Raw genomic sequence first — 23,975 nt, forward strand, 5'->3', positions numbered from 1 at the left:
TCACACAGCGTTGATGCAATCGCAGGCAAGCCAGCTCCCACAGAAGCCAGTGCCTGCAAGGGACTCGGCTAGCCGCCGATGATTTTCATGATCGTCGCGCCGCCCGAGAAGGCGACTTCCTGCTTATCACCCAGCGCCTTCATCAACAGGCCTTGCAGCGCAGGCAGGGCCTGATGACGCGGCTTGTCGAGCAGATCACCGACATAGTGGCGGTTGCTCGACGACAGGCAGCCATGCAGCCAGCCGGTCGAGGACAAGCGCAGGCGTGAACAGGTGCGGCAGAACGGCACGCTTTCGTTGGCGATCACGCCGAAGAAGCCCTTGCCCGGCACTTCGTAGCGCACTGCGGTGGCGTCCACCGGGGCGTTGGCTTGCAGGTATTCGTGGTGTTCGCCGATCAGGCTCAGCAGTTGTTGCAGGCTGACGAATTGTTGCAGGAAGGCATTCGAGTCTTTGGCCAAGTGGCCCATGCGCATCAGCTCGATAAAACGCAATTCGTAACCGCGTTCAAGGCAGTAGTCGAGCAGCGGCATCACCTGATCCAGGTTCTGCCCACGCAACGGCACCATGTTGACCTTGATCTTGATCCCGGCAGCGCGGGCCTGGTCCATGCCGTCGAGCACGGTCGCCAGGTCGCCGCCACGGGCAATGCTGCGGAAGGCGTCGGGGTCCAGCGTATCCAGCGAGACGTTGATGCGCTTGATCCCCGCACCCACCAGCAGCGGCAGTTTACGTGCCAGCAATTGGCCGTTGGTGGTCAGGCTGATGTCACTCAGGCCCATCTGCCCCACCGCGCCCATGAAGGCTTCCAGTTTGGGGCTCACCAGCGGCTCGCCGCCGGTGATGCGCAGGCGGTCGATGCCCGCCGCTTCAATCAGATAGGCCACGCCACGCGCCATGGCTTCGGCCGAGAGCTCGTCTTGGGCAGCCACCAGCCGCTTGCCGTTAGGCACGCAGTAGGTACACGCGTAATTGCAGGCTGAGGTCAGGCTGATCCGCAAATTGCGAAAACGCCTGCCTTGACGATCAACGATCATGGATCACTCCGGCAGAGGATGATTCGGGCGCGCTAAAAGCTGACTTATAATTCAACTTTTAGCAAGATCCTTGCCTGAGTATATTCCTGGGGCACTGCCCCTGGCAGTAAATCATTGGGCCATCACTGTGGCGAATGACTTACGTAGCCGGGGTTTCGCTGTTCTTTGGTTCTGCGCTCGGCAGCTCGGTGCTGTGCTTGCGCTTGTTGCCCATGCGCACGCCGATGTCCATCAAGAACTGGAAGAAGCCTTCCTGATCTTCCAGCACATTGCTCCAGAACGGCGAGTGGTACAACGCCACGGCGCCGTGCACCAACGCCCAGGCGGCGCAGTAGTGGAAGTACGGCGGCACATCTTCCAGCTTGCCCTCGCTGATGCGACCTTTGATCAGCAGCGTCAGGCGCTCGAAGTTCGACGCGCGGATCTTGTGCAGTTCTTCGACCATCTCCGGCACTTGATGGCCCTTGACCACCTTCTCTTCCAGGCGATCAAACAGGCGGTAGCGCTGCGGGTCGCGCATGCGGAACTCGAAGTAGGCCCGCGACAGGGCTTCCTTGTCCTTGTCGACATCGGCCGAATGCAGCAACTCGTTCAGGTCGCGCTCGTAGTCGAGCATCAGGCGCAGGTAGATCTCGGCCTTGGACTTGAAGTGCTTGTAGATCGTGCCTTTGCCGATACCCACGGCATCCGCAATCATCTCGACGGTGACGCTGTCTTCACCTTGTTCGAGGAACAACTTGAGTGCGGTGTCGAGAATTTCCTGCTCACGGCGGCGAAACTCACGGACCTTACGGGGTTCTTTTTGCATGAGGAAGAGGTCTGCAGAGGTCAATGTGGGAGGGTTGCGCAGGGCCACGGATACGTGGCGATACGATTTACCTGGTGCGAGGGATTATCCCGACTGAACAGTCGTTGGGCAACGCCTATGTGAACCCGTTATGCACTTAACTTTCAGCGCGCCAACGTTTTCACGGCTCTCAGTCAGAAATAATACGCAACAACTACACCCGTGCACCTGCGCAATGAGAACTCAAGCGAAGCGCGCGTATTCCAAATCTGTTTAAAAAACGACCAATCGCGACTGGACTGAATCAGATACTGATCAATACTTCAGTAGTCGACGCGGCATCTCCCCCAAGTGACGCGTTGACCCGGGGTACCGACGGACTGTGTGCCATTGTTTTACTCCTAATGGTCTTAACCCGGATTCACCCCCCAGAACCCGGGTTTTTTTTGCCTGCGATTTGACCCTCTCAGTCCGCGACGTGAGCCAGCGGGAACAGGCGCTTGAAGTTCTCGGTGGTCTGCTCGGCAAATCGCTCGTACGACTCACCGCGCAGCATCGCCAAATAGTCCGCCACATCACGCACGTATTCCGGCAGGTTCGGCTTGCCGCGATGGGGAATGGGCGCCAGGTACGGCGAGTCGGTTTCCACCAGCAGCCGGTCGGCCGGCACCTGGCGCGCCACGTCACGCAGGGCTTCGGCGTTGCGAAAGGTGACGATGCCCGACAGGGAAATGTAGAAACCCAGGTCCAGCGCGGCTTTGGCCATGTCCCAGTCTTCGGTAAAGCAGTGCAGCACGCCCGCTTGGGGCAGCGCGGCTTCACGCAACAGGGTCAGGGTGTCAGCGCGGGCGCCACGGGTGTGGACGATCACCGGTTTGCCGGTGTGTTGGGCGGCTTGCAGGTGCAGGCGGAACGAGGCCTGTTGCAGCTCGGCGGCTTCAGGCTCGTAGTGGTAATCCAGCCCGGTTTCGCCGATGGCGACCACGCGCGGGTGGTTGAGCTCGCCCAGCAACCAGTCCAGCGCAGGCGCTTCGCCGGGTTTCAAGTCCAGTGGATGAATGCCCACCGAGCAATCCACGTCGGCATAGCGATCAGCCAGGGCTTTAACGTCGGCGGCGTTTTCGGCGCTCACGCCGATGCACAGAAAGTGCCCTACCCCACGCTGGCGCGCCGCTTCAAGGGCGGCGTCGAGGGAGCCGCCGTGCTGGGCGAGGTCTAGGCGATCGAGGTGGCAATGGGAATCTACGAGCATAGGGAGTGACAACTTTGTTCACGGAGAGTGTCTGGCCGACGATACACCTGTCAGCCAAGGAAATTAACGACGGCCGAGCAAGCCCACCCACTGCACCAGCAGCGCTTCAAGCAACAGCACGCGATTGAGGTTGGCTTTGCCGAGCACCTTCTGGCGCTGGGCGAGGATCCAGTCCTGAATATTCAGCACTTTGTCCTGCGCACTTTTTTGCGCCAGGTACTGCACGACTTTGCGCATGTCCGGCAGGCCCAGGCCGTTTTCGTCCTGAGTCAGCTGGTAGCGCAGGATCAGGCTCGACCAGTCGCAGAACCAGTCGAACAGCAGCAGCAAGGGAATGTCCTTCCAGGCGCCTTCGGCCAATTGCGTCGCTGACTGTTCCTGTTTAAGCAGCTTCTTCACGCCGTCCACTACCAGCGCACGTTGCTCACGCACGCCTTGGGCTTGCAGTTTCACGGCTGCCAAGGGGGAGCCTGCGGCCAACGTCAGCAGCTCAACCCGTTCGTCTTCAGAACATTCCGGCAGCGCTTTCGCCAGCCACTGCAGGCTCATGGCCTCGCTCGGCAGCGGGCAAGCCTGCTGCACGCAACGGCTGCGAATGGTCGGCAGCAAGCGGCTGGACTGGTGGCTCACCAGCAGCAGCACGGTATCGCCAGAAGGCTCTTCCAGGCTCTTGAGCAAAGCGTTGGCGGCGTTAATGTTCATCGCCTCAACCGGCTCGATCAGCACCACCTTGCGCCCGCCCATTTGCGCGGTCTGCACCACAAAGCTGACCAGGTCGCGCACTTGGTCGACCTTGATTGCCTTGTCGGCTTCCTCGGGTTCCAGCAGGTAGTTGTCCGGGTGGCTGCCGGCCTTGAGCAGCAGGCAGGATTTGCACTCGCCGCAGGCTTCCAGGTTCACCGGTTGCTTGCACAGCAAGCTGGCCATCAGGCGCTCGGCCAGCGCACGCTTGCCGATGCCGATCGGCCCGTGCAGCAAATAGGCATGGGCGTGCTGGGCACGACCGGCCAATTGCTGCCAGAGGCTGTCCTGCCACGGATAGGCTTCAGCCACGGGCGCGCTCCAGAAGTGTCGGCAGCAGTGCATCGATGGCTTGCTGTACCTGGGCCAACGGCTGGGCCGCATCCAGCAGGTGATAACGCGCAGGCTCGGCCTTGGCGCGCAGGAGGAATGCGCTGCGTACAGCGTCGAAGAAGGCCAGGCCTTCCAGCTCGAAGCGGTCCAGGCGACCGCGCGCACTGGCGCGGGCCATGCCGATTTCCACCGGCAAGTCGAACACCAGGGTCAGGTGCGGACGCAGGTCGCCCTGCACGAAGGTTTCCAGCGTTGCGATACGCTCGAGGGACAAGCCCCGGCCACCGCCCTGATAGGCATAGGTCGAATCGGTAAACCGGTCGCAAATCACCACCGCGCCACGTGCCAGCGCCGGACGGATCACTTCGGCCAGGTGCTGGGCACGGGCGGCGAACACCAGCAGCAGCTCGGCATCCGGATGCATCTGTTCTTCGCCCGGGGCCAGCAGCACTTCACGGATGCGCTCGGCCAGCGGCGTACCGCCTGGTTCACGAGTCAACACCACCTCGATACCTTCGGCACGCAGGCGCTCGGCCAGGTAATCGCGGTTGGTGCTTTTGCCGGCGCCTTCCGGGCCTTCCAGGGTAATAAACAAGCCAGTCACAGGCGGTCCTTAGTCAGAGTCATTGCGGGCTTTGCGGCGCGGCGGTGTCCGGCGCGGGCTCGGTCGGTGTTGCGGCGGGTTGATCAGCGGGCACGTCGGCCTTTGGCGTCTGATCGTCCGCGGGTTTCACCACCGGCGCCGGGCTGGAGCGGTAATCGGCGCGACGCTTGAGCTGGAACTCACGCACGGCGGCATTATGCGCATCCAGGTCGTCAGAGAAAATATGACTGCCATCGCCTCGGGCAACGAAATACAGGCTGCTGCCCGCCACCGGGTTCAGCGCGGCATGGATCGCCTCACGGCCGACCATGGCGATCGGCGTCGGCGGCAGGCCGGCAATCATGTAAGTGTTGTAGGGGTTGGCTTCCTTGAGGTGCGCGCGGGTCAATTTGCCGTTGTAGCGTTCGCCCAGGCCGTAAATCACTGTGGGGTCGGTCTGCAACAGCATGCCGATTTTCAGGCGACGCACGAACACACCGGCGATCTGGCCACGTTCTTCGGGCACGCCGGTTTCCTTCTCGACCAGAGAGGCCATGATCAGCGCCTGATAAGGATCGGTGTACGGCGCATCGGCGGCGCGCTTGCTCCATTCCTGGGCGAGCACATCGTCGAGGCGGTTGTAGGCTTTTTTCAGGAAGTCGACATCGGTCATGCCGCGCACGAAGCGATAGGTGTCAGGGAAGAAGCGCCCTTCGGGGTGCACGCCGGGGTGGCCGAGCTTGTCCATCACTTCGCTGTCGGTGAGGCCGGACAGGGTCTGCACGATCTTTTCGTGCTTGGCCAGGGCGGCGCGCACCTGACGGAAGTTCCAGCCTTCCACCAGCGTCAGGCTGTATTGCACCACTTCACCGCGTTGCCACAGGCCGATCAGGCCTTCAGCGGTAAGGCCCGGGGTCATGCGGTATTCGCCGCTGTGCAGGGGCTGACCGTCGAGGTTGAAGCGCCAGTACAGCCGCAGCCAAAAGGCGTCGTCGAGTACACCATCGTTTTCAAGGCGATTAAAGGTGCCCGTCGGGGTGGCCCCGGCAGGCACATCGAGTAATTGTTCCCCGGTCAGATTCAGGGGCTGCTTGAGGGCAGAGTCGAGCTTCCAGGCCGAGAAGCCCAGCAGCAAGCCTGCCGAGACCAGACCGATCTGCAGCAGTAAAACCAGTTTTCGTATCAACTCAAATATCCAATAGCGCGCGAACAATGCCCTGCAGTTTACGGGTGAGCGGCCCAACCGGCCAGCTCATCGCAGCACAGCCGCGCACCGGCCAAATGCCATACACGCTGTTGCACACAAAGACTTCGTCGGCCTGTTGCAACTGCTCAAGGCTGATGTCGGCCACGGCCAGCGGGATGCCCAGGGCGTGCGCCTGCGCCAGGATCTCGGCGCGCATCACGCCGGCGACCCCGCAACGATTCAGATCAGCGGTCAGCAAGACGCCGTTGCGCACCAGAAACAGGTTACTGAACACGCCTTCGATCACGCGGCCAGACATATCCAGCATCAAACCTTCGGCATGCTCGGCGTCCTGCCACTCGGCGCGGGCGATCACTTGTTCGAGGCGATTCAGGTGCTTGAGTCCGGCCAGCAATGGCTGCTCGGCCAAACGGGTGACACACGGAAACAGGCGGATGCCGTCGGTTCCATGCGCTTGGGGATGGGTAGCGGGCGGATTGCCCTGCAAGATACGGCGCACAGGGGCGCCAGGGTTGATGCCATAACCGCGCAGGCTGTCGCCACGGGTGAGGATCAACTTGAGTACACCGTCGCCCAGGGCGGCGGCATAGGCCAGCACTTCGCTGCGGATCAACGCGTGATCCGCCACGAAAGCGAGGCGCCTGCAACCCTCGGCGAGGCGTTGCAGGTGGCGGTCGAGCAGCACGGGCTGCCCGGCCTTGACGGCGACTGTTTCAAATAACCCGTCGCCGTAGGCCAGGCCGCGATCTTTCAGGGGCACGCTGCCCTCTGGCTGACCGTCGACCCAGCTGTGCATCACTCGGCGAACCGGCGGAACACCAGGGAACCGTTGGTGCCACCAAACCCGAACGAGTTGGAGATCACCACGTCGATCGGCATCGGCTGCGCTTCGTGAGGCACGAAGTTCAGGTCGCAGCCTTCGTCCGGCTCATCGAGGTTGATGGTCGGCGGAGCGACCTGATCCTTGATGGCCATGACGCTGAAGATCGCCTCCACCGCCCCCGCCGCACCCAACAGGTGGCCGGTCATGGACTTGGTGGAGCTGACCGCCAGCTTGTAGGCGTGCTCGCCGAACACCGACTTGATGGCTTCGGCTTCCGCCAAGTCGCCAGTCGGTGTCGAGGTGCCGTGGGCGTTGATGTACTGCACCTGGTTGGCGTTGACCTTTGCATCGCGCAGGGCGTTGGTGATGCAACGCGCGGCACCGGCACCGTCGGACGGTGGCGAGGTCATGTGGTAGGCGTCGCCGCTCATGCCAAAGCCGATCAGCTCGGCATAAATGGTCGCACCACGCGCCTTGGCGTGCTCCAACTCTTCCAGGACCAGCGCACCGGCGCCGTCGGACAGCACGAAACCGTCACGGCCCTTGTCCCACGGACGGCTGGCACGGGTCGGTTCGTCATTGCGGGTCGACAGTGCACGGGACGCGCCGAAGCCGCCCATACCGAGACCGCAGGCCGCCATTTCGGCGCCGCCAGCGATCATCACGTCCGCTTCGTCATAAGCGATATTGCGCGCCGCCATGCCGATGCAGTGAGTGCCCGTGGTGCACGCCGTGGCGATGGCGTAGTTAGGCCCCTGTGCACCCAAGTGGATGGACAGGAAACCGGAAATCATATTGATGATCGAGCCCGGTACGAAGAACGGTGAAATTCGACGGGGGCCGGAATCGTGCAGCGTGCGGCTGGTTTCTTCGATATTGGTCAAACCGCCAATACCCGAACCCATGGCCACGCCGATGCGCTCACGGTTGGCGTCAGTGACTTCCAGACCGGCGTTACGCACTGCCTGAAAACCGGCCGCCAGGCCGTATTGAATGAACAGGTCGAGTTTGCGGGACTCTTTGACCGAGAGATATTCCTCGACATTGAAGCCCTTTACCGAGCCGCCAAAACGGGTGGAATAGGCAGAAAGGTCCGTGTGTTCGATCAGACCAATACCACTGTGGCCAGCCAGAATGCCCTGCCAACTGCTCGGCACATCCGTACCCAGTGGCGACAACATACCCATACCGGTGACTACGACGCGTCTACGCGACACAGCACTCTCCTTTTTCTAATGACGACACTTTGCTTCAGAGCTCACTTTTGATCACCGCTAAAGAAAAAACCGCACGCCGTTACAGCAGTGCGGTTTTTCCCAACAGCAAGCGACGACTACAAACTATTACGCCTGGTGGGCAGTAACGTAGTCGATAGCAGCTTGAACAGTAGTGATTTTTTCAGCTTCTTCGTCCGGGATTTCGGTCTCGAATTCCTCTTCCAGAGCCATCACCAGCTCAACGGTGTCAAGGGAATCGGCACCCAGGTCTTCTACGAAGGAAGCGGAGTTGGTCACTTCTTCTTCTTTGACGCCCAGTTGCTCGGCAACGATTTTCTTGACGCGCTCTTCGATGGTGCTCATACCTTGTTTAACTCCTAATGGACAAATTCAGGCAGCTGGCCAGTGGGTAAGTGTATAGAAAGGCTTTTCAGCTTTTCAACTGAAAGCTTCACCCTTGTACCCGGCAGACCACCTGCCTATAAATTAAGTTGCAGCTTTATAACGGATTTTAGACAGCTCGTATGACATTTTTTTGAAGCGATCCGTCACAATTTAACTCATGTACATCCCGCCGTTCACCGGGATTGTAGCCCCAGTCACGTATGCCGCACCGTCGGATGCCAGGAAAGTGACCACATTCGCGATCTCTTGAGCCTGGCCCAAACGACCCAGCGGAATTTGTGTCAGCAAGGCTTCACGCTGTGCTTCGGGCAGTTCACGGGTCATATCGGTGTCGATGAACCCTGGGGCCACCGAGTTGACCGTAATCGAACGCGAACCGACTTCACGGGCCAATGCACGGCTGAAACCTTCCAGACCGGCCTTCGCCGCGGCATAGTTTACTTGGCCTGCGTTGCCCATGGCACCCACTACGGAGCCAATATTGATAATTCGGCCCCAACGCGCCTTGGTCATGCCGCGCAGAACGCCCTTGGACAGGCGGAACAGACTGTTCAAGTTGGTATCGACCACGTCGTACCACTCGTCGTCTTTCATGCGCATCATCAGGTTGTCGCGAGTGATACCAGCGTTGTTCACCAGAATAGCCGGTGCGCCGAACTGTGCAGTGATTGCAGCCAGCACGGCAGCAACCGACTCATCGCTGGTCACGTTCAGTTCAAGGCCGGTGCCCTGCACGCCGTTTTCCTTCAGGGTGGCGGCGATACGCTCAGCACCCGAGGCGGAAGTGGCGGTGCCAATCACGATGGCGCCCTGACGGCCCAGTTCCAGGGCGATCGCCTGGCCAATGCCACGGCTGGCGCCGGTAACCAGTGCAACTTTACCTTGCAGACTCATGCAGGCTTCTCCTACGTTCAGGGGTTCAGGCCTGCGCCGCGCGTGCGGCAGCGAAGGCGTCAGGGGTATTCAGGTTGGCAGTCGACACGCCGTCGGCGCAGCGCTTGTTCAGGCCGGCCAGGACTTTGCCCGGGCCGCACTCGACCAGCTCGGTGGCGCCGTTGGCCGCCAGGGTCTGGACCGATTCAACCCAGCGCACAGGCTTGTAGAGTTGTTCCAGCAGGTCGCGCTTGAGGGTGTCGAGGTCGGCGGCCACGGCCGCGCTGACGTTCTGCACCAGCGGGATCTGCGGCGCCTGCCAGTTGATGGCGGCAATCGACTCGGCAAAACGCTCGGCAGCTGGGCGCATCAGCTCGCAATGGGACGGCACGCTCACCGGCAACGGCAGCGCACGCTTGGCGCCACGGGCCTTGCAGCCTTCTATGGCGCGCTCGACAGCGGCCTTGGCACCAGCGATGACCACCTGGCCAGGGGAGTTGAAGTTTACCGCGCTGACCACTTCGCCTTGCGCCGCTTCGGCGCAGGCTTCGATCACCACCGCATCGTCCAGACCCAGGATGGCGGCCATACCGCCCTGCCCGGCCGGAACGGCTTCCTGCATCAACTGCCCACGACGCTCGACCAGCTTGACCGCTTCAGCCAGGGTCAGGCTGCCGGCAGCCACCAGGGCGCTGTATTCACCCAGGCTGTGACCGGCAACAAATGCCGGGCGCGCGCCGCCTTCGGCCAGCCACAAGCGCCACAGGGCGATCGAAGCGGTCAGAATGGCCGGCTGGGTTTTATCGGTTTGATTGAGTTGCTCTTCCGGCCCCTGCTGGGTCAGCGCCCACAGGTCGTAACCCAGGGCATCGGAAGCTTCTTTGAAGGTTTCCAGGATCAGCGGGTATTGCGCGCCCAGCTCGGCCAACATGCCGAGGGACTGCGAACCCTGCCCTGGAAAGACGAATGCGAGGGATGTAGACATGTAACAAGCCCCTAATGATCTGGTCGTCAAAAATGCGCACTCCTACGGTGGGAGCGCACGAAACTGACAGATTGGATGGTCAATTGAACTGGCCGGTCACATTTAAGCACTCCCGGGCCGATTCGCCTAAGGCAACAGATCCTCAAGACGGCCGTGCAAGCGCTGCGGCAGGTTTTCCTGAATCTCGATCAAGGCCCGCGCAATCGCACTCTGAAAGCCCTGCACACCGGCCGAGCCATGGCTTTTAATTACAATGCCCTGCAAGCCGAGAAAGCTCGCGCCGTTATGCCGCGCGGGTGCCAGGTCAGCCTGCAGGCGCTTCATCAAAGGCAGCGCCAGGGCACCAACCATGCGTGAAACCAGGTTGCGCTTGAACAACGCCTCGATGCGCGTGGCAATCATGGTCGCCAGGCCTTCACTGGACTTGAGCAGGATATTGCCGACAAACCCGTCACACACCACCACATCCGCCTCGCCGCGGTACACACCGTCACCTTCGACAAAACCGATGTAGTTCAAGCCCGGCGCGCCTTGCAGCAACGTGGCGGCGAGCTTGACCTGCTGGTTACCCTTGATGTCTTCGGTGCCGATATTCAGCAGGGCCACCCGCGGCCGGGCCACGCCCAGCGCCTCGGCGGCGACCGAGCCCATCACCGCAAACTGCAGCAGGTGTACGGCGCTGCAATCGACGTTCGCGCCCAGGTCCAACAGCTGGCAATAGCCTTTCTGCGTTGGAATTGCCGCGACCATCGCCGGCCGGTCAATCCCTGGCAGCGTCTTGAGCACATGCCGCGACAACGCCATCAACGCCCCGGTATTGCCGGCGCTGACACAGGCTTGCACCTTGCCATCACGCAGCAGCTCCAGAGCCACCCGCATAGAAGAGTCGGGCTTGCCGCGCAGCGCTGCCGCTGGCTTGTCATCCATGGTGATGGTTTCGCTGGCTGGCGTAATCGTCAGGCGCGCGCGATCCACCGCCGGATGGCTGGCAATCAGTTCTTCAAGGAGTGAGGGTTGACCGACAAGGGTCAGGTGCAGCGAGGGCGTTGCAGACAGGCTGGCAATGCAGGCCTGAACAATGCTGCGGGGACCGAAGTCCCCGCCCATTGCGTCTATCGCGATGACTAGAGCAGACAAGTGATTACTCGTCAGCGCCCTTGTCGATCACTTTACGACCACGGTATACGCCTTCTGGCGATACGTGGTGACGCAGGTGAATTTCACCGGTGGTTTTTTCTACAGACAGAGTGCTTGCCGTCAGGGCATCGTGCGAACGACGCATGTCACGGGCAGAGCGGGATTTTTTGTTCTGCTGAACAGCCATAATTGATTAACTCCTAAACGTTTGGGTCACGCTTTAACTGCGCCAATACACTGAACGGGTTGGACCGCGTTACCTCGTCCTCGCTCGGCTCGGGCTCGTCATCAAGCCCCTCCGGCTGCTGGCATTCTTCCGGATGATGAGCAGGCACAATGGGCAAGGCGAGCAAAAGCTCCTCCTCGATCAGTGCATGCAGATCCAAAGGATCTTCGCCCAGTTCCAGCACGTCATAACCTTTCGGCAACGACTGGGTATTCGCACCCTCCTTCACCACAGCGTAACTGCATTCGCTGTGAATCGGCAGGGTGACCAGCTCAAGACAACGCTGGCAAACCATTTTGACTTCGGTGTCGATAAAACTGTGGATTACCACAGACTTACGTTCATCTCGTTCAAAAACGAATTTGGCCTGCACCGTACCGACAGTGTCGGAAAGCGGGTCGCAGAGTCTCTCCAAATCGGCCAGCAGCAGTTCACCTTGAAGGGAAGTGCCACGATCAGCCAATTTGCGCGGGTCAACGTGAGGTGGAATCGGGTCATTCAACATAGGCGCAGCATTATAGGGATGCACCCGGCCATGTCAAAGGAAATTCAGCCCTGTGCGTCAGCGGGTCGCCCCGTTAGAATCCGCGACTGCCTTGAGGAGACGCCCATGCTGCCTTTATTACTCGCATCCAGCTCGGTTTATCGCCGGGAATTGCTGAGCCGCCTGCACCTACCGTTCATCTGCAGCTCGCCGGACATCGACGAAAGTCATCGCGAAAATGAATCCGCGATTGAGTTGGTCAAGCGACTGGCTGAAGAAAAAGCGCGTGCGCTTGCCGGCAGCCATCCAGGTCATTTGATCATCGGCTCCGATCAAGTGGCGGCGCTTGAGGGACGCATTATCGGCAAACCTCATACGTTTGAAAACGCCCGCGAGCAATTGCTGGCAGCCAGTGGCAAACGCGTGAGCTTTCTCACAGGCCTGGCACTGCTTAACAGCGAGACGGGGCGCTGCCAGGTGGATTGCGTGACGTTTAGCGTGCAGATGCGCGTGCTGGATGTTGAGCGGATTGAGCGCTATCTGCGGATCGAGCAACCGTACGATTGTGCGGGCAGCTTCAAGGCTGAAGGGCTGGGCGTGAGCTTGTTTCAGAGCACTGAAGGGCCGGATGCGACCAGCTTGATAGGGCTGCCGTTGATCCGACTGGTGGATATGTTGCTGGCTGAAGGCGTGCAAACCCCTTAAGCACACCGCAAAACCAACTGTGGGAGCTGGCTTGCCTGCGATAGCGGAGGGTCAGCCACTACAAATGTTGACTGATCCGCCGCTATCGCGGGCAAGCCCGCTCCCACAGTAGTCATTCAGCGCCTTTGAAATTAGCGCAGGGTTGGGCCCTGGAAGCCCATGTACATCGCCAAATGCTCAGCCACGCTGGCGCCGAGCTTCTTGGAAAAGCGATCAAACGGCGATTCCTCAACCGTGAAATCCACCAGCTCTTTCTCGCCAACCACATCCCGCGCCACGGAACTGGCACTGCCCAGGCCGTCGATCAAGCCCAGCGGCAACGCCTGCTCGCCCGACCAGACCAGCCCGGAGAACAGCTCTGGATGATCTTTATCCTTCAAACGATCGCCACGCCCCTGCTTCACGCTGGCAATGAATTGGCGATGGGTAGTGTCGAGCACGCCCTGCCAGAACTGGGTTTCGTCAGCTTTTTGCGGCTGGAACGGGTCAAGGAACGACTTGTGCTCACCCGAGGTGTAGGTGCGACGCTCCACGCCCAGCTTCTCCATGGTGCCGACAAAGCCATAACCGGCCGCTGTCACACCAATGGAGCCGACCAGACTGGCCTTGTCGGCATAAATCTGATCAGCGGCGCTGGCGATGTAATAAGCACCCGAGGCCCCCAGGTCGGAAATCACCGCGTACAGCTTGGTGTCCGGATGCAGTGCGCGCAGACGGCGAATTTCGTCATACACATAACCCGACTGCACAGGGCTGCCGCCCGGGCTGTTGATGCGCAGGATCACGGCCTTGACCTTGGGGTCGTCAAACGCAGCGCGCAGGCTGGTGACGATGTTGTCGGCGCTGGCGGATTCCTTGTCGGCAATCACCCCACGCACTTCGATCAAGGCGGTGTAGTGGCTGCCACGGGTGGCGCTTTTTTCCATATCCATCAGCGGGCTGAACAGGGCGAGCATGCCGAGCAGGTAAACAAAGGTCAGCAGCTTGAAGAAGATCCCCCAACGCCGCGAACGACGCTGTTCCTGCACGCTGGCCAGGAGGGTTTTCTCCAACAGTTTCCAGCTTTTGTCATCACTGCTTGCAGCCTTTTCAGGCGCTTTCCACTCGTCACTCATGCCATCAACCCCAGCAAAGACTTATTGGGCCCGGCTCAGCCAGGCCTGCAATTCGGAAAAATGATCAATCGTCAACCTGGGCTCATAGTGTTGCAAGGCTTCGGCCGCCTGAGCCCCATAGCTGACAGCCACACTGTCCATGCCAGCATTGCGCGCCATCATCAGGTCGAAGGAGGCATCCCCCACCATCAATGCCTGGCGCGGCGCTACGCCGCAATGCGCAAGGATTTGCTCCAGCATCAGAGGGTGAGGTTTGCTGGCGGTTTCATCCGCCGCGCGGGTGATGTCGAAATAATCTTCAAAGCCGTGGGCCTTGAGTACCCGGTCAAGCCCACGGCGCGCCTTGCCGGTCGCCACGGCCAGGTGATAACCCTCGGCGCGAAAGGCTTCCAGCGACCGCACCACACCGTCAAACAGCGGCGAAGGCGTCGCCTCCAACGCAATATAGTGATCTGCGTAATGGTCACGAAAAGCTACCAGTTCAGCATCGCTGATCTGCGGGTACAGGGTACGGATCGCCTCAGGCAAACCCAGGCCGATAATGCCTTTTACTGCCAGGTCAGTGCACAGCTCAAAGCCCGAGCGGGTCGAGGCTGCGTGCATTGATTCGACGATCCGGCCAATGGAATCACACAGCGTCCCGTCCCAGTCAAAAATCAGCAGTTTGTAATCAAGGTGCGACACTCAAACGCTCCACGGTCTTGGCCCACATCTCATCGACGGGCGCCTGCAGCTTGAGTTCACCACCGTCGGGCAATGGCACCGTCAGCATGTAAGCGTGCAGGAACAGGCGCTTGCCGCCCAGATCGCGAATTTCCCTGGAGAAATCCTCGTCGCCGTACTTGGTATCGCCGGCAATGCAGTGGCCTGCGTGCAGGGTGTGTACACGAATCTGGTGGGTCCGCCCGGTCACCGGCTTGGCCTCGACCATGGTTGCGAAGTCGCCGAAGCGGCGCAGCACCTTGAACAGGGTCAGGGCCTCTTTGCCCTCTTCGTCCACTTCGACCATGCGCTCGCCGGAGCGCAGGTTGCTCTTCTGCAACGGCGCGCGGACGCTTTTGATGGAGCTGGCCCAGTTGCCACGCACCAGCGCCATGTAGCGTTTATCCACGCCGTCGCCCCGCAGGGCGGTGTGCAGGTGGCGCAACATGCTGCGTTTTTTGGCGATCATCAACAGGCCCGAAGTGTCGCGGTCCAGGCGATGGACCAGTTCCAGCTCCTTGGCGTCCGGGCGCAACTGACGAAAGGCTTCGATCACACCGAATGTCAGGCCACTGCCGCCGTGAACCGCAATGCCGCAGGGCTTGTTGATCACAATCAGCTTGTTGTCTTCAAAGACAATCGAGGCTTCAAGGCGCTGCAGCAGGCCCTGAGCCAAAGGCACCGGTTCGTCGCGCTCAGGCACGCGAACGGGCGGCACACGCACAATGTCGCCTGCCTGCAGCTTGTACTCGGGCTTGATCCGCCCCTTGTTCACGCGCACTTCGCCTTTACGCAAAATGCGGTAAATCAAGGTCTTGGGCACGCCTTTGAGCCTGGCCAGAAGAAAATTGTCGATGCGTTGGCCGGCATATTCCGGCGAGACCTCAAGCAGCTGGACGCTGGGGGTCTGGGGGTCGGGAGTCGTCATGGCGGCGATGATAACAATTTTTTATGGAATTGAAGCACTTAATCATTGCTGCTATAGTCGCGAACGCCGCCAAAAGCGGCCTGGACAGAGGACTTGCGGCAAACTGCCGGCCCTGACCATCGCAATTCATCAGGACGCGAGGCCGTCCTACGGGGCTTTTGCCACCCTGGAAGGCTCAAGATTGTAACAAGCGCAGGTGACATGAGGCCTGAAGCGAGTGCAGAAAGCAGAGTGAATACTCGCGTTCTGCGCCGATATTTACGGCCAGTTCACAAAGTGCAGTCAGTCTTGAACCAGACCACGGCGAATACTTCGGAAACAACGCCTGTTAAGAGCTGAGTGAGAGCGCAGTCGCCCACACCCAGTCTTGTTTAGCCATGAGCGTGGACTCCCCATTGGAGAACACGGTAAATGCCAACCCGCTGCGGATTCTGCGCGCGGCAGCACCCGAATTATCAGGGATACGTGTAGGGTGGAGATGCACAACCGTCGGACCGTGTAGCACTAGGCTTATATTTAGACGCTTCATCTCGTCCACAGTCGCCGGTTGATTCCTCCTCCTGACCTTAGCTTTTGTTGAAGTGGTGCCTTTGTCACCACCGCTAACAAGCAGGACGCGTCCGTCGCGATACCGGCCCACATTGGCGGGTATTGCTGGACACTGGAGTGGCCAACCACTCTTGACGCACCTGACACCGACCGTGAGAAGTCGTGTGTGCCGAACGCCGTTTCCGGCAGCCCGGAAACCGACGGTACAACATGAAAAGAATGCTGATTAACGCAACTCAACCCGAAGAGTTGCGTGTTGCACTGGTAGATGGCCAACGCCTCTACGACCTGGACATCGAATCCGGTGCACGCGAGCAAAAGAAGGCCAATATCTATAAAGGCCGTATTACTCGCATCGAACCAAGCCTTGAGGCTGCCTTTGTCGATTTCGGCTCCGAGCGCCACGGCTTCCTGCCCCTCAAGGAAATCTCCCGCGAGTACTTCAAGAAAGCCCCTGAAGGCCGCGTGAACATCAAGGACGTCCTGAGCGAAGGCCAGGAAGTCATCGTTCAGGTAGAAAAAGAAGAACGTGGCAACAAGGGCGCAGCCCTGACCACCTTCATCAGCCTGGCGGGCCGTTACCTCGTCCTGATGCCGAACAACCCACGTGCCGGCGGCATTTCCCGTCGCATCGAAGGCGAAGAGCGCAACGAACTGCGTGAAGCGCTGAACGGCCTGATCGCACCTGCCGACATGGGCCTGATCGTTCGCACTGCCGGCCTTGGCCGCAGCAGCGAAGAAATGCAGTGGGACCTCGACTACCTGCTGCAACTGTGGACCGCCATCAAAGAAGCGTCCCTGGATCGTTCCGCGCCATTCCTGATCTACCAGGAAAGCAACGTGATCATCCGCGCCATCCGCGATTACCTGCGCCAGGACATCGGCGAAGTGCTGATCGACAGCGTTGAAGCCCAGGACGAAGCCCTGACCTTCATCCGCCAGGTGATGCCGCAGTACGCCAGCAAGATCAAGCTGTACGAAGACAGCGTTCCGCTGTTCAACCGTTTCCAGATCGAAAGCCAGATCGAGACCGCTTTCCAGCGCGTCGTTGAACTGCCTTCCGGTGGCTCCATTGTGATCGACCCGACCGAAGCCCTGGTGTCCATCGACATCAACTCGGCGCGTGCCACAAAGGGTAGCGACATCGAAGAAACCGCCCTGCAGACCAACCTGGAAGCGGCTGAAGAAATCGCCCGCCAGTTGCGCCTGCGCGACATCGGCGGCCTGATCGTGATCGACTTCATCGACATGACCCCAGCCAAGAACCAGCGCGCCGTGGAAGAGAAAGTCCGCGAATGCCTGGAAGCTGACCGTGCCCGCGTACAGGTCGGCCGCATCTCGCGCTTCGGCCTGCTGGAAATGTCCCGTCAGCGCCTGCGTCCATCCCTGGGCGAGAGCAGCGGCATCGTCTGCCCGCGCTGCAACGGCACCGGCATCATCCGTGACGTTGAATCGCTGTCCCTGGCGATCCTGCGCCTGATCGAAGAAGAAGCCCTGAAAGACCGCACCGCCGAAGTCCGCGCGCAAGTGCCGATCCCGGTTGCCGCTTTCCTGCTCAACGAAAAACGCAACTCGATCACCAAGATCGAACTGCGCACCCGTGCCCGTATCGTCATCCTGCCGAACGATCACCTCGAAACGCCGCACTTCGAAGTGCAGCGTCTGCGTGATGACAGCCCGGAAGCTCACAGCGGCCAGTCCAGCTACGAAATCGCTGCTGCTGCAGCTGAAGTGGAAGAAGTTCAGCCAGCCGCTGCGACCCGCACCCTGGTTCGCCAGGAAGCCGCCGTTAAAACCGCACCGGCGCGTGCCAATGCACCGGTCCCGACTGAAGTGGCTGCACCGGTTGCCGCACCGGCCGCCCTGCCTGAGCCAAGCCTGTTCAAAGGCCTGGTGAAGTCGCTGGTCAGCCTGTTCGCCACGAAGGAAGAGCCAGTTGCTCCGGTTGTGGTTGAAAAGCCTGCTGCCGAGCGCCCTGCGCGCAATGAAGAGCGTCGCAACGGCCGTCAGCAAAGCCGTAACCGCAACGGTCGCCGTGACGAAGAGCGCAAGCCTCGCGAAGAACGTGCACCGCGTGAAGAGCGCGCTCCACGTGAAGAGCGTGCACCTCGCGAAGCCCGTGAAGAAACCCCAGCCGTAGCCCGTGAAGAACGTGCCCCGCGCGAAGAGCGCGCACCACGTACCCCGCGCGCTCCACGCGAAGACCGCAAGCCACGTGGCGAACGCGAAGAGCGTGTGCGTGAACTGCGCGAGCCGCTGGACGCCGTGCCAGCTGTTGCGGCCGTTGCTGCCGAAGCCGCCAGCGAAGAACGCCCGGCCCGTCAGCCGCGTGAAGAACGCGCCCCACGTGAAGAGCGCCAGCCGCGCCCGCCGCGTGAAGAGCGTCAACCTCGCGCCGAGCAAGCCGCTGCCGCCAGCGAAGAAGAAGAAGTGCTGACCGGCGAAGAGCAACAGGAAGACGGCCAGGACAACGCCGAAGGCGATCGTCCACGCCGCCGCTCCCGTGGCCAGCGTCGTCGCAGCAACCGTCGTGAGCGTCAGCGTGATGCCAACGGCAACGTGATCGAAGGTTCGGAAGAAGCCGGCGAACACGCAGAGGGCGAAACCCACGAACCGACTGGCGCCGAACTGGCTGCCGGCCTGGCCGTGACCGCTGCCGTTGCCAGCTCGGTGATCAGCGCACCTGCCGAAGCCCAGGCTCACGAGCAGGCTGAACGCGCCACCGCCACCGTCGAAGAAACGGCTGCCGTAGAAGCGCCAGTCGCTGAAACCTCAGCCTTTGAAGCGCCGGTAGTTGAAGCGCCAGCCTTTGAGGCCCCGGTTGTTGAAGCCACGACCCCGATCGAAGCCCCAGTGGTTCCGGAAGTGGAAGTAGCACCGGTTCGCGAAGTCCAGCCAGAAGCCGAAGCCGTTGCAGTTGAACCTGCTCCGGTGGTTGAAGCTCAGCCAGTGGTTGAAGCTGTCGTAGAAGCGCCAGTGGTCGAAGCCGCTCCGCAAGTGCGTGAAGTTCGCGAAGAACAGACCGCCTTCCAGTGGACGGCCGAACCCGCCGCCCCGGTTGAAGCACCAGCGCCAGCGCCTGCCCCCGTGGTAGAAGAAGCGCCAGCGCCGGTTGCTGAAGCCGTGGTTGCCGAGCCAGCGCCAGTCGTTGAGCCTGAGCCAGTGGTTGAAGCACCGGTGGTGGCCGAAGTCGCCGCTCCAGTGGTTGAAGCCGCGCCTGCCAGCGCCCTGAGCGAAAACGGCCGCGCGCCGAACGACCCGCGTGAAGTGCGTCGCCGTCGCAAGGAAGCTGAAGCCGCCGCCGCTGCAGCAGCTGCACTGGAAGCAGAGCACGAGAGCAAACCTCTGGCCTGATTCCATCGGTGACTAAAAAGCCCCGCCTGAGTGATCAGGCGGGGCTTTTTTATGCCATCTCGAAAAGGCAGGAGATCCAATGTGGGAGCGGGCTTGCTCGCGAATGCGGTGAATCATTCAGCTCATCAGCGGCTGACACACCGCCTTCGCGAGCAAGCTCCCACATTTAATCTGCGTTAAAACGCAACGATTGCGGCACATCTACATCCCACAAAACGCCTGCGTCATCTACCTGTATCTCACGCAAAGCGGCACATGCAAACAACGGCCTGGCTCCACGATCACCAACCAGCGCCATCAACCCCGGACCGAACGCACGATCAAACGCCACAGGATGCCCATACTCACCGGCAGATACCGGCACGCTGATGCCACCCTCCTCCAGCGCGTCAATCACCCGCTCAATGCTGGAAGACCTGATGAACGGCATATCCCCCAGCACCACCAACCAGCCGTCCGCCGATTCACTGGCCGCGACCGCCGCCGCAATGCTATCGCCCATGCCGGCCGAGTTCAGCAAAAGAACTTCACAGCCATAGGCTGCGCCTAGTCGAATCACTTCAAGCCGATCCGGCGAGGTCACCAGCACGCGCTTGAGCACGCGCTCCGGCAAATTCACCAACACCTGCTCAATCACCGGCCGCGTCACGCCATCCAGGCCTACGCAAGGCGCCAGCAACTTATCCTGGTCAGCACCCGCTTCAGCCCGAAAACGACTGCCCTGCCCCGCTGCCAGCACAATCGCCGTTACGCTCACTCAGCCACCACCGGCAACGGTTTCTTCTGCATGGGCGCCACACCGTTCTTGATCGCGACAATTTCCGCCATCAGCGACAACGCGATTTCCGCTGGCGTATGGCTGCCGATATGCAAGCCGATCGGCCCGTGCAAACGGGCAATGGCCTCCGCCGACAAGCCCAGTTGCGCGAGGTTTTCCCGCCGCTTCTGGCTGTTGACCCGAGACCCCAGAGCGCCAATGTAGAACGCCGAAGAGTTCAGCGCCGTGAGCAAGGCCATGTCATCGAGGCGCGGGTCGTGAGTCAGGCACACAATGGCGGTGCGTTCGTCAGTCTGGATATTCAGCACTGCCTCGTCCGGCATACCGGGAACAAAGCGGCCGTGCTGATCTTCCCAGCCGTAGACGAACTCTTCGCGCGGGTCGCAGATCAGCACTTCGAAATCCAGCAAGCGCGCCATTTCCGCCACATAGCGCGACAACTGCCCGGCGCCGATCAGCAGCAGGCGCCAGCGCGGGCCGTAGATGGCGCGCAGGCGTTCACCGTCGAAGGTCACCACGTCCGTTTTGCTCGCGCCGCTGAGGTTTACCTCGCCAGTGGCCAGGTTCAGCTCGCGCGCGACAATCTGGTGGTCTTCGCAACGCGCGAGTAATTGCGCAACCCACTCCCAGTCGCCCACACGCTCTTCGGTCAGGCGCAAGGTGCCGCCGCACGGCAGGCCAAAACGCGCCGCCTCGTCACGTGTGACGCCGTAGGTCACCAGTTGCACCGGTGGGCCATCTTCCGGCAGGCGGCCATCCTGCAGGCGCGCGATCAAGTCATCCTCGATGCAACCGCCGGAGACCGAGCCGATCACCACACCATCGCCGCGCAGCGCCAGCATCGCGCCAGGAGGTCGCGGCGCACTGCCCCAGGTCTGCACCACGCTGTACAGCACCACGCGCTGACCGGCGCGGCGCCATTCGAGCACGCTGCGCAGGACGTTCAGATCCACACTGTCCATCAGGCCTCCCGCAGGCGTTTCAATACAAAACGTTACTGTACCCCAGAAACGCAAACGCCCCGAACAGGTCGGGGCGTTTGCAGGCTTGCGGTGTTATTTACACCTCAGGCATTTACTTGACGACAGGAGCAGGACCTTCGGCCACGCCCAGGTCATCTTCCTGACGGGTGTCGGAGATACCGGTACCGCCGGACGCCAGCTCGCTTTGCAGCTTGTCGGTGTCCAGTTCGTTGACCCACTTGGCCACAACGATGGTGGCAACGGCGTTACCGACCAGGTTGGTCAGTGCGCGGGCTTCGGACATGAAGCGGTCGATACCCAGGATCAGCGCCAGGCCGGCAACCGGCAGGTGGCCAACGGCCGACAGAGTGGCGGCCAGCACGATGAAGCCCGAACCGGTCACGCCTGCAGCGCCTTTGGAGGACAGCAGCAGCACCAGCAGCAGGGTGATCTGGTGGGTGATGTCCATGTGGGTGTCAGTCGCTTGAGCGATGAACACGGCAGCCATGGTCAGGTAAATCGAAGTACCGTCGAGGTTGAAGGAGTAGCCGGTTGGAATCACCAGGCCTACTACGGATTTCTTCGCGCCCAGACGCTCCATCTTGATCAGCATGCGTGGCAGTGCGGATTCGGAGGAGGAAGTACCCAGAACGATCAACAGCTCTTCACGGATGTAGCGAACCAGCTTCAACACGCTGAAACCGTGCGCGCGGCAGATGGCGCCCAGCACCACCACCACGAACAGGATGCAGGTGATGTAGAAGCAGATCATCAACTGACCCAGCTGCACCAGGGAACCTACACCGTAGGCGCCGATGGTGAACGCCATGGCGCCCAGGGCACCGAGCGGCGCGAGCTTCATGATCATGTTGATGATGTTGAACATCACGTGGGCGAAGCGATCGATGAAGTCCAGTACCGGCTTGCCGTAGGCACCCAGGCGGTGCAGGGCGAAACCGAAGATCACCGAGAACATCAGCACTTGCAGGATATCGCCGGTAGCGAACGCGCCAACGATGGTATTCGGGATCACGTTCAGCAGGAAGCCGACGATGCTCTGGTCTGCACCGGCAGTCACGTAGGCAGCGACTTTAGAGGCATCCAGGGTAGCGACGTCGATGTGCATGCCGGCGCCCGGCTGCACAACGTTAACCACAACCAGGCCGATCAGCAGGGCGATGGTGGAAACGATTTCGAAGTACAGCAGCGCGTAGCCGCCGGTTTTGCCGACCGATTTCATGCTTTGCATGCCAGCGATGCCGCTGACAACGGTGCAGAAGATGATCGGGGCGATGACCATTTTGATCAGCTTGATAAAGCCGTCACCCAGTGGCTTGAGGGCCACGCCGGTCTGCGGGTAGAAGTGACCGAGCAAAATACCGATAACGATTGCAACGATCACCTGGAAATACAGGGATTTGTACAGTGGCTGACGAGTCGTCATTGCAAAGTTCCTCAATCGTCCCGTGTGGCAAAGATCCGCCATTGCCCACGACACTTGAATTGCGAACCCTCCTGCACTGGAGGGATTTGTTGTTTGCGAGATCCTTGCAAGCAGGCCTGCGCTGTAGTCCTTATCGCAAACGCCGTGCCACTTCTCTGAAAAACCCTGAAGGCCTTTAGACATCAGGGCTGGAGGATTTCAGTTGCCTTCCCGGGCATTGAATCAGGTGGCGGAATTCCGCCCACTCACTGAATCCCGTCCTGCAATTTGGCGGATATCCGCCTTGTGGCTCCATCGGGTGGTGGCTACCATCCGCCCTTCCATGGACGAGGCCCTCACATGCGTGAACGTACCATCGCCAGTCACTTTGCCCGAGCCGCCCTCGGCGGTGCGCATCGCGCGGGCTACGACTACTCGGCCCTGCTGCATCAAGTCGGCATTCCCCCTGAGTTGTTGACCGAACCCCGCGCCCGCATCGCCCCCGAGCAATTCACCCGGCTGTTGCAAATGCTCTGGCTGGCGCTGGACGACGAGTACCTGGGGTTTGCCGAAGGGCCGAGCAGGCGCGGCACCTTCGCCATGATGTGCCACGCGCTGATCCACTGCCGCACCCTGGAGAAGGCTCTGGAACGCGGCTTATTATTTTATAGCCTATTCCCGCAGGGTCCGCGCTGGCAGCTGACAAGAGAAGGCGACATGGCGCGCTTGAGCCTGGATGACTCGCAACTGTGGGATCCGGATCACTTCCTCAGCGAATGCCTGTTGGTGATCTGGCATCGCCTGGGCAGTTGGCTGATTGGCCAGCGGATTCGCCTGCACCAGGCCACATTCAGCTACCCGATGCCGGCCCATGCGGGCGAATATGACCTGTTATTTCCCTGCCCCCTGGCGTTCGGCGCGCCGAACAGCAGCCTGGTATTTCCTGCGCGCTACCTGAGCCTGCACTTGTTGCAGGATGAGCGCACGCTCAAGCATTTCCTGGAACGCTCGCCCGCCGACCTGCTGTCCCGACCGGACGAAGGCGATAGCCTGAGCAGCCAGTTGCGCCGCTTGCTTAGCCGCGACCGCACGCCCTGGCCCGACCTGGAGGCCGTCGCGCAGCAGCTGCACATCAGCCCGCAAACCCTGCGGCGGCATTTACGCGAGGAAGGCACCAGCTTTCAGGCGCTCAAGGATGAGTTGCGGCGAGATATCGCCATCTACCATTTGGGGCGGGCGGATTTGTCGTTGCAGGAGATTGCCGAGCAGTTGGGGTTTTCCGAACCGTCGGCGTTTCATCGGGCGTTCAAGAAGTGGACGGGGCTGACGCCGGGGGCGTATCGGGCGCAGGAGAGTTAGAGGTGTGTTG

General features: G+C 60.8%; 23 protein-coding genes. 3 read left to right on the top strand and 20 right to left on the bottom strand.

Going from position 1 to position 23,975, the window contains the following annotated elements; genetic code table 11:
• Nucleotides 1-68: 68 nt before the first annotated feature.
• The 14 genes from BFW87_RS03840 to BFW87_RS03905 all read right to left on the bottom strand — a co-directional run bounded on the left by BFW87_RS03840 (nt 69) and on the right by BFW87_RS03905 (nt 12,111).
• The gene (locus BFW87_RS03840) at nt 69-1,037 is read right to left on the bottom strand and encodes a GTP 3',8-cyclase MoaA (RefSeq protein WP_078738653.1); all 969 of its coding nucleotides are present in this window, start codon (nt 1,035-1,037) and stop codon (nt 69-71) included.
• A gap of 139 nt (nt 1,038-1,176) precedes the next feature.
• Nucleotides 1,177-1,845 carry a TetR/AcrR family transcriptional regulator gene (locus tag BFW87_RS03845; protein ID WP_078738654.1) on the bottom strand — a complete coding sequence of 223 codons (669 nt, stop codon included), beginning with the start codon at nt 1,843-1,845 and terminating at the stop codon, nt 1,177-1,179.
• A 445-nt stretch (nt 1,846-2,290) separates the two neighbouring features.
• Nucleotides 2,291-3,076, bottom strand: coding sequence for a TatD family hydrolase (locus BFW87_RS03850; protein WP_078738655.1), 786 nt, complete (start codon nt 3,074-3,076; stop codon nt 2,291-2,293).
• 63 nt (nt 3,077-3,139) lie between these two features.
• Nucleotides 3,140-4,129, bottom strand: a complete 990-nt coding sequence (locus BFW87_RS03855) for a DNA polymerase III subunit delta' (protein ID WP_078738656.1) — start codon at nt 4,127-4,129, stop codon at nt 3,140-3,142.
• Nucleotides 4,122-4,754 carry a dTMP kinase gene (gene tmk, locus BFW87_RS03860; RefSeq protein ID WP_078738657.1) on the bottom strand — a complete coding sequence of 211 codons (633 nt, stop codon included), beginning with the start codon at nt 4,752-4,754 and terminating at the stop codon, nt 4,122-4,124. The genes BFW87_RS03855 and tmk overlap by 8 nt, the downstream gene beginning before the upstream one ends.
• A 19-nt stretch (nt 4,755-4,773) precedes the next feature.
• The gene (gene mltG, locus BFW87_RS03865; protein WP_078738658.1) at nt 4,774-5,919 is read right to left on the bottom strand and encodes an endolytic transglycosylase MltG; all 1,146 of its coding nucleotides are present in this window, start codon (nt 5,917-5,919) and stop codon (nt 4,774-4,776) included.
• 1 nt (nt 5,920) lies between these two features.
• Nucleotides 5,921-6,736, bottom strand: coding sequence for an aminodeoxychorismate lyase (gene pabC, locus BFW87_RS03870; RefSeq protein ID WP_078738659.1), 816 nt, complete (start codon nt 6,734-6,736; stop codon nt 5,921-5,923).
• On the bottom strand, nt 6,736-7,980 hold the full coding sequence (gene fabF, locus BFW87_RS03875; RefSeq protein ID WP_078738660.1) for a beta-ketoacyl-ACP synthase II: 1,245 nt from the start codon (nt 7,978-7,980) through the stop codon (nt 6,736-6,738). Before fabF ends, pabC begins: the two co-directional genes overlap by 1 nt.
• A 126-nt stretch (nt 7,981-8,106) precedes the next feature.
• Nucleotides 8,107-8,343, bottom strand: coding sequence for an acyl carrier protein (gene acpP / locus BFW87_RS03880; RefSeq protein ID WP_016973676.1), 237 nt, complete (start codon nt 8,341-8,343; stop codon nt 8,107-8,109).
• Nucleotides 8,344-8,535: 192 nt separating this feature from the next.
• Nucleotides 8,536-9,279: a 3-oxoacyl-ACP reductase FabG gene (gene fabG, locus BFW87_RS03885; protein ID WP_078738661.1), complete on the bottom strand. Its 744-nt coding sequence runs from the start codon at nt 9,277-9,279 to the stop codon at nt 8,536-8,538.
• Between the two features lie 25 nt (nt 9,280-9,304).
• Nucleotides 9,305-10,243 (bottom strand): ACP S-malonyltransferase, encoded by a 939-nt coding sequence (gene fabD, locus BFW87_RS03890; RefSeq protein WP_078738662.1) that lies wholly within the window; start codon nt 10,241-10,243, stop codon nt 9,305-9,307.
• Nucleotides 10,244-10,369: 126 nt separating this feature from the next.
• Nucleotides 10,370-11,380 carry a phosphate acyltransferase PlsX gene (gene plsX, locus BFW87_RS03895; RefSeq protein WP_078738663.1) on the bottom strand — a complete coding sequence of 337 codons (1,011 nt, stop codon included), beginning with the start codon at nt 11,378-11,380 and terminating at the stop codon, nt 10,370-10,372.
• A 4-nt stretch (nt 11,381-11,384) separates the two neighbouring features.
• Nucleotides 11,385-11,567, bottom strand: coding sequence for a 50S ribosomal protein L32 (gene rpmF / locus BFW87_RS03900; RefSeq protein WP_008152339.1), 183 nt, complete (start codon nt 11,565-11,567; stop codon nt 11,385-11,387).
• A 13-nt stretch (nt 11,568-11,580) separates the two neighbouring features.
• Nucleotides 11,581-12,111, bottom strand: coding sequence for a YceD family protein (locus BFW87_RS03905; protein ID WP_017737760.1), 531 nt, complete (start codon nt 12,109-12,111; stop codon nt 11,581-11,583).
• 105 nt (nt 12,112-12,216) lie between these two features.
• Here BFW87_RS03905 and BFW87_RS03910 point away from each other — a divergent pair, with 105 nt between their 5' ends.
• Nucleotides 12,217-12,795: a Maf family protein gene (locus tag BFW87_RS03910; protein WP_078738664.1), complete on the top strand. Its 579-nt coding sequence runs from the start codon at nt 12,217-12,219 to the stop codon at nt 12,793-12,795.
• A 131-nt stretch (nt 12,796-12,926) separates the two neighbouring features.
• Here the strand turns inward: BFW87_RS03910 and BFW87_RS03915 are convergent, their stop codons facing one another.
• Genes BFW87_RS03915 through rluC form a run of 3 tightly spaced genes read right to left on the bottom strand, consistent with a single transcriptional unit; the run spans nt 12,927 to nt 15,540 of the window.
• Entirely contained in the window at nt 12,927-13,910 is a 984-nt protein-coding gene (locus BFW87_RS03915; RefSeq protein ID WP_078738665.1) for a S49 family peptidase, read from the bottom strand.
• Between the two features lie 21 nt (nt 13,911-13,931).
• Nucleotides 13,932-14,594: an HAD-IA family hydrolase gene (locus BFW87_RS03920; protein WP_078738666.1), complete on the bottom strand. Its 663-nt coding sequence runs from the start codon at nt 14,592-14,594 to the stop codon at nt 13,932-13,934.
• A complete protein-coding gene (rluC, locus tag BFW87_RS03925) occupies nt 14,581-15,540 on the bottom strand; it encodes a 23S rRNA pseudouridine(955/2504/2580) synthase RluC (RefSeq protein ID WP_078738667.1) in 960 nt (319 codons plus the stop codon). Before rluC ends, BFW87_RS03920 begins: the two co-directional genes overlap by 14 nt.
• Before the next feature lie 759 nt (nt 15,541-16,299).
• On the opposite strand from rluC, the gene rne reads away from it, so the two are divergent.
• On the top strand, nt 16,300-19,443 hold the full coding sequence (gene rne, locus BFW87_RS03935; protein ID WP_176159705.1) for a ribonuclease E: 3,144 nt from the start codon (nt 16,300-16,302) through the stop codon (nt 19,441-19,443).
• A 166-nt stretch (nt 19,444-19,609) separates the two neighbouring features.
• Here the strand turns inward: rne and BFW87_RS03940 are convergent, their stop codons facing one another.
• From BFW87_RS03940 to BFW87_RS03950, 3 genes are all read right to left on the bottom strand, one after another.
• Nucleotides 19,610-20,200: a nucleotidyltransferase family protein gene (locus BFW87_RS03940; RefSeq protein ID WP_078738670.1), complete on the bottom strand. Its 591-nt coding sequence runs from the start codon at nt 20,198-20,200 to the stop codon at nt 19,610-19,612.
• Nucleotides 20,197-21,183, bottom strand: coding sequence for an XdhC family protein (locus BFW87_RS03945; RefSeq protein ID WP_078738671.1), 987 nt, complete (start codon nt 21,181-21,183; stop codon nt 20,197-20,199). The genes BFW87_RS03940 and BFW87_RS03945 overlap by 4 nt, the downstream gene beginning before the upstream one ends.
• A 112-nt stretch (nt 21,184-21,295) precedes the next feature.
• Complete coding sequence (locus tag BFW87_RS03950; protein WP_078738672.1) at nt 21,296-22,627, bottom strand: dicarboxylate/amino acid:cation symporter; 1,332 nt, start codon at nt 22,625-22,627, stop codon at nt 21,296-21,298.
• Nucleotides 22,628-22,966: 339 nt separating this feature from the next.
• On the opposite strand from BFW87_RS03950, the gene BFW87_RS03955 reads away from it, so the two are divergent.
• A complete protein-coding gene (locus BFW87_RS03955; RefSeq protein WP_078738673.1) occupies nt 22,967-23,965 on the top strand; it encodes an AraC family transcriptional regulator in 999 nt (332 codons plus the stop codon).
• The last annotated feature ends 10 nt before the right edge of the window (nt 23,966-23,975 follow it).

The organism is Pseudomonas fluorescens (genome assembly GCF_002022275.1).
Lineage (GTDB): Bacteria > Pseudomonadota > Gammaproteobacteria > Pseudomonadales > Pseudomonadaceae > Aquipseudomonas > Aquipseudomonas fluorescens_AJ.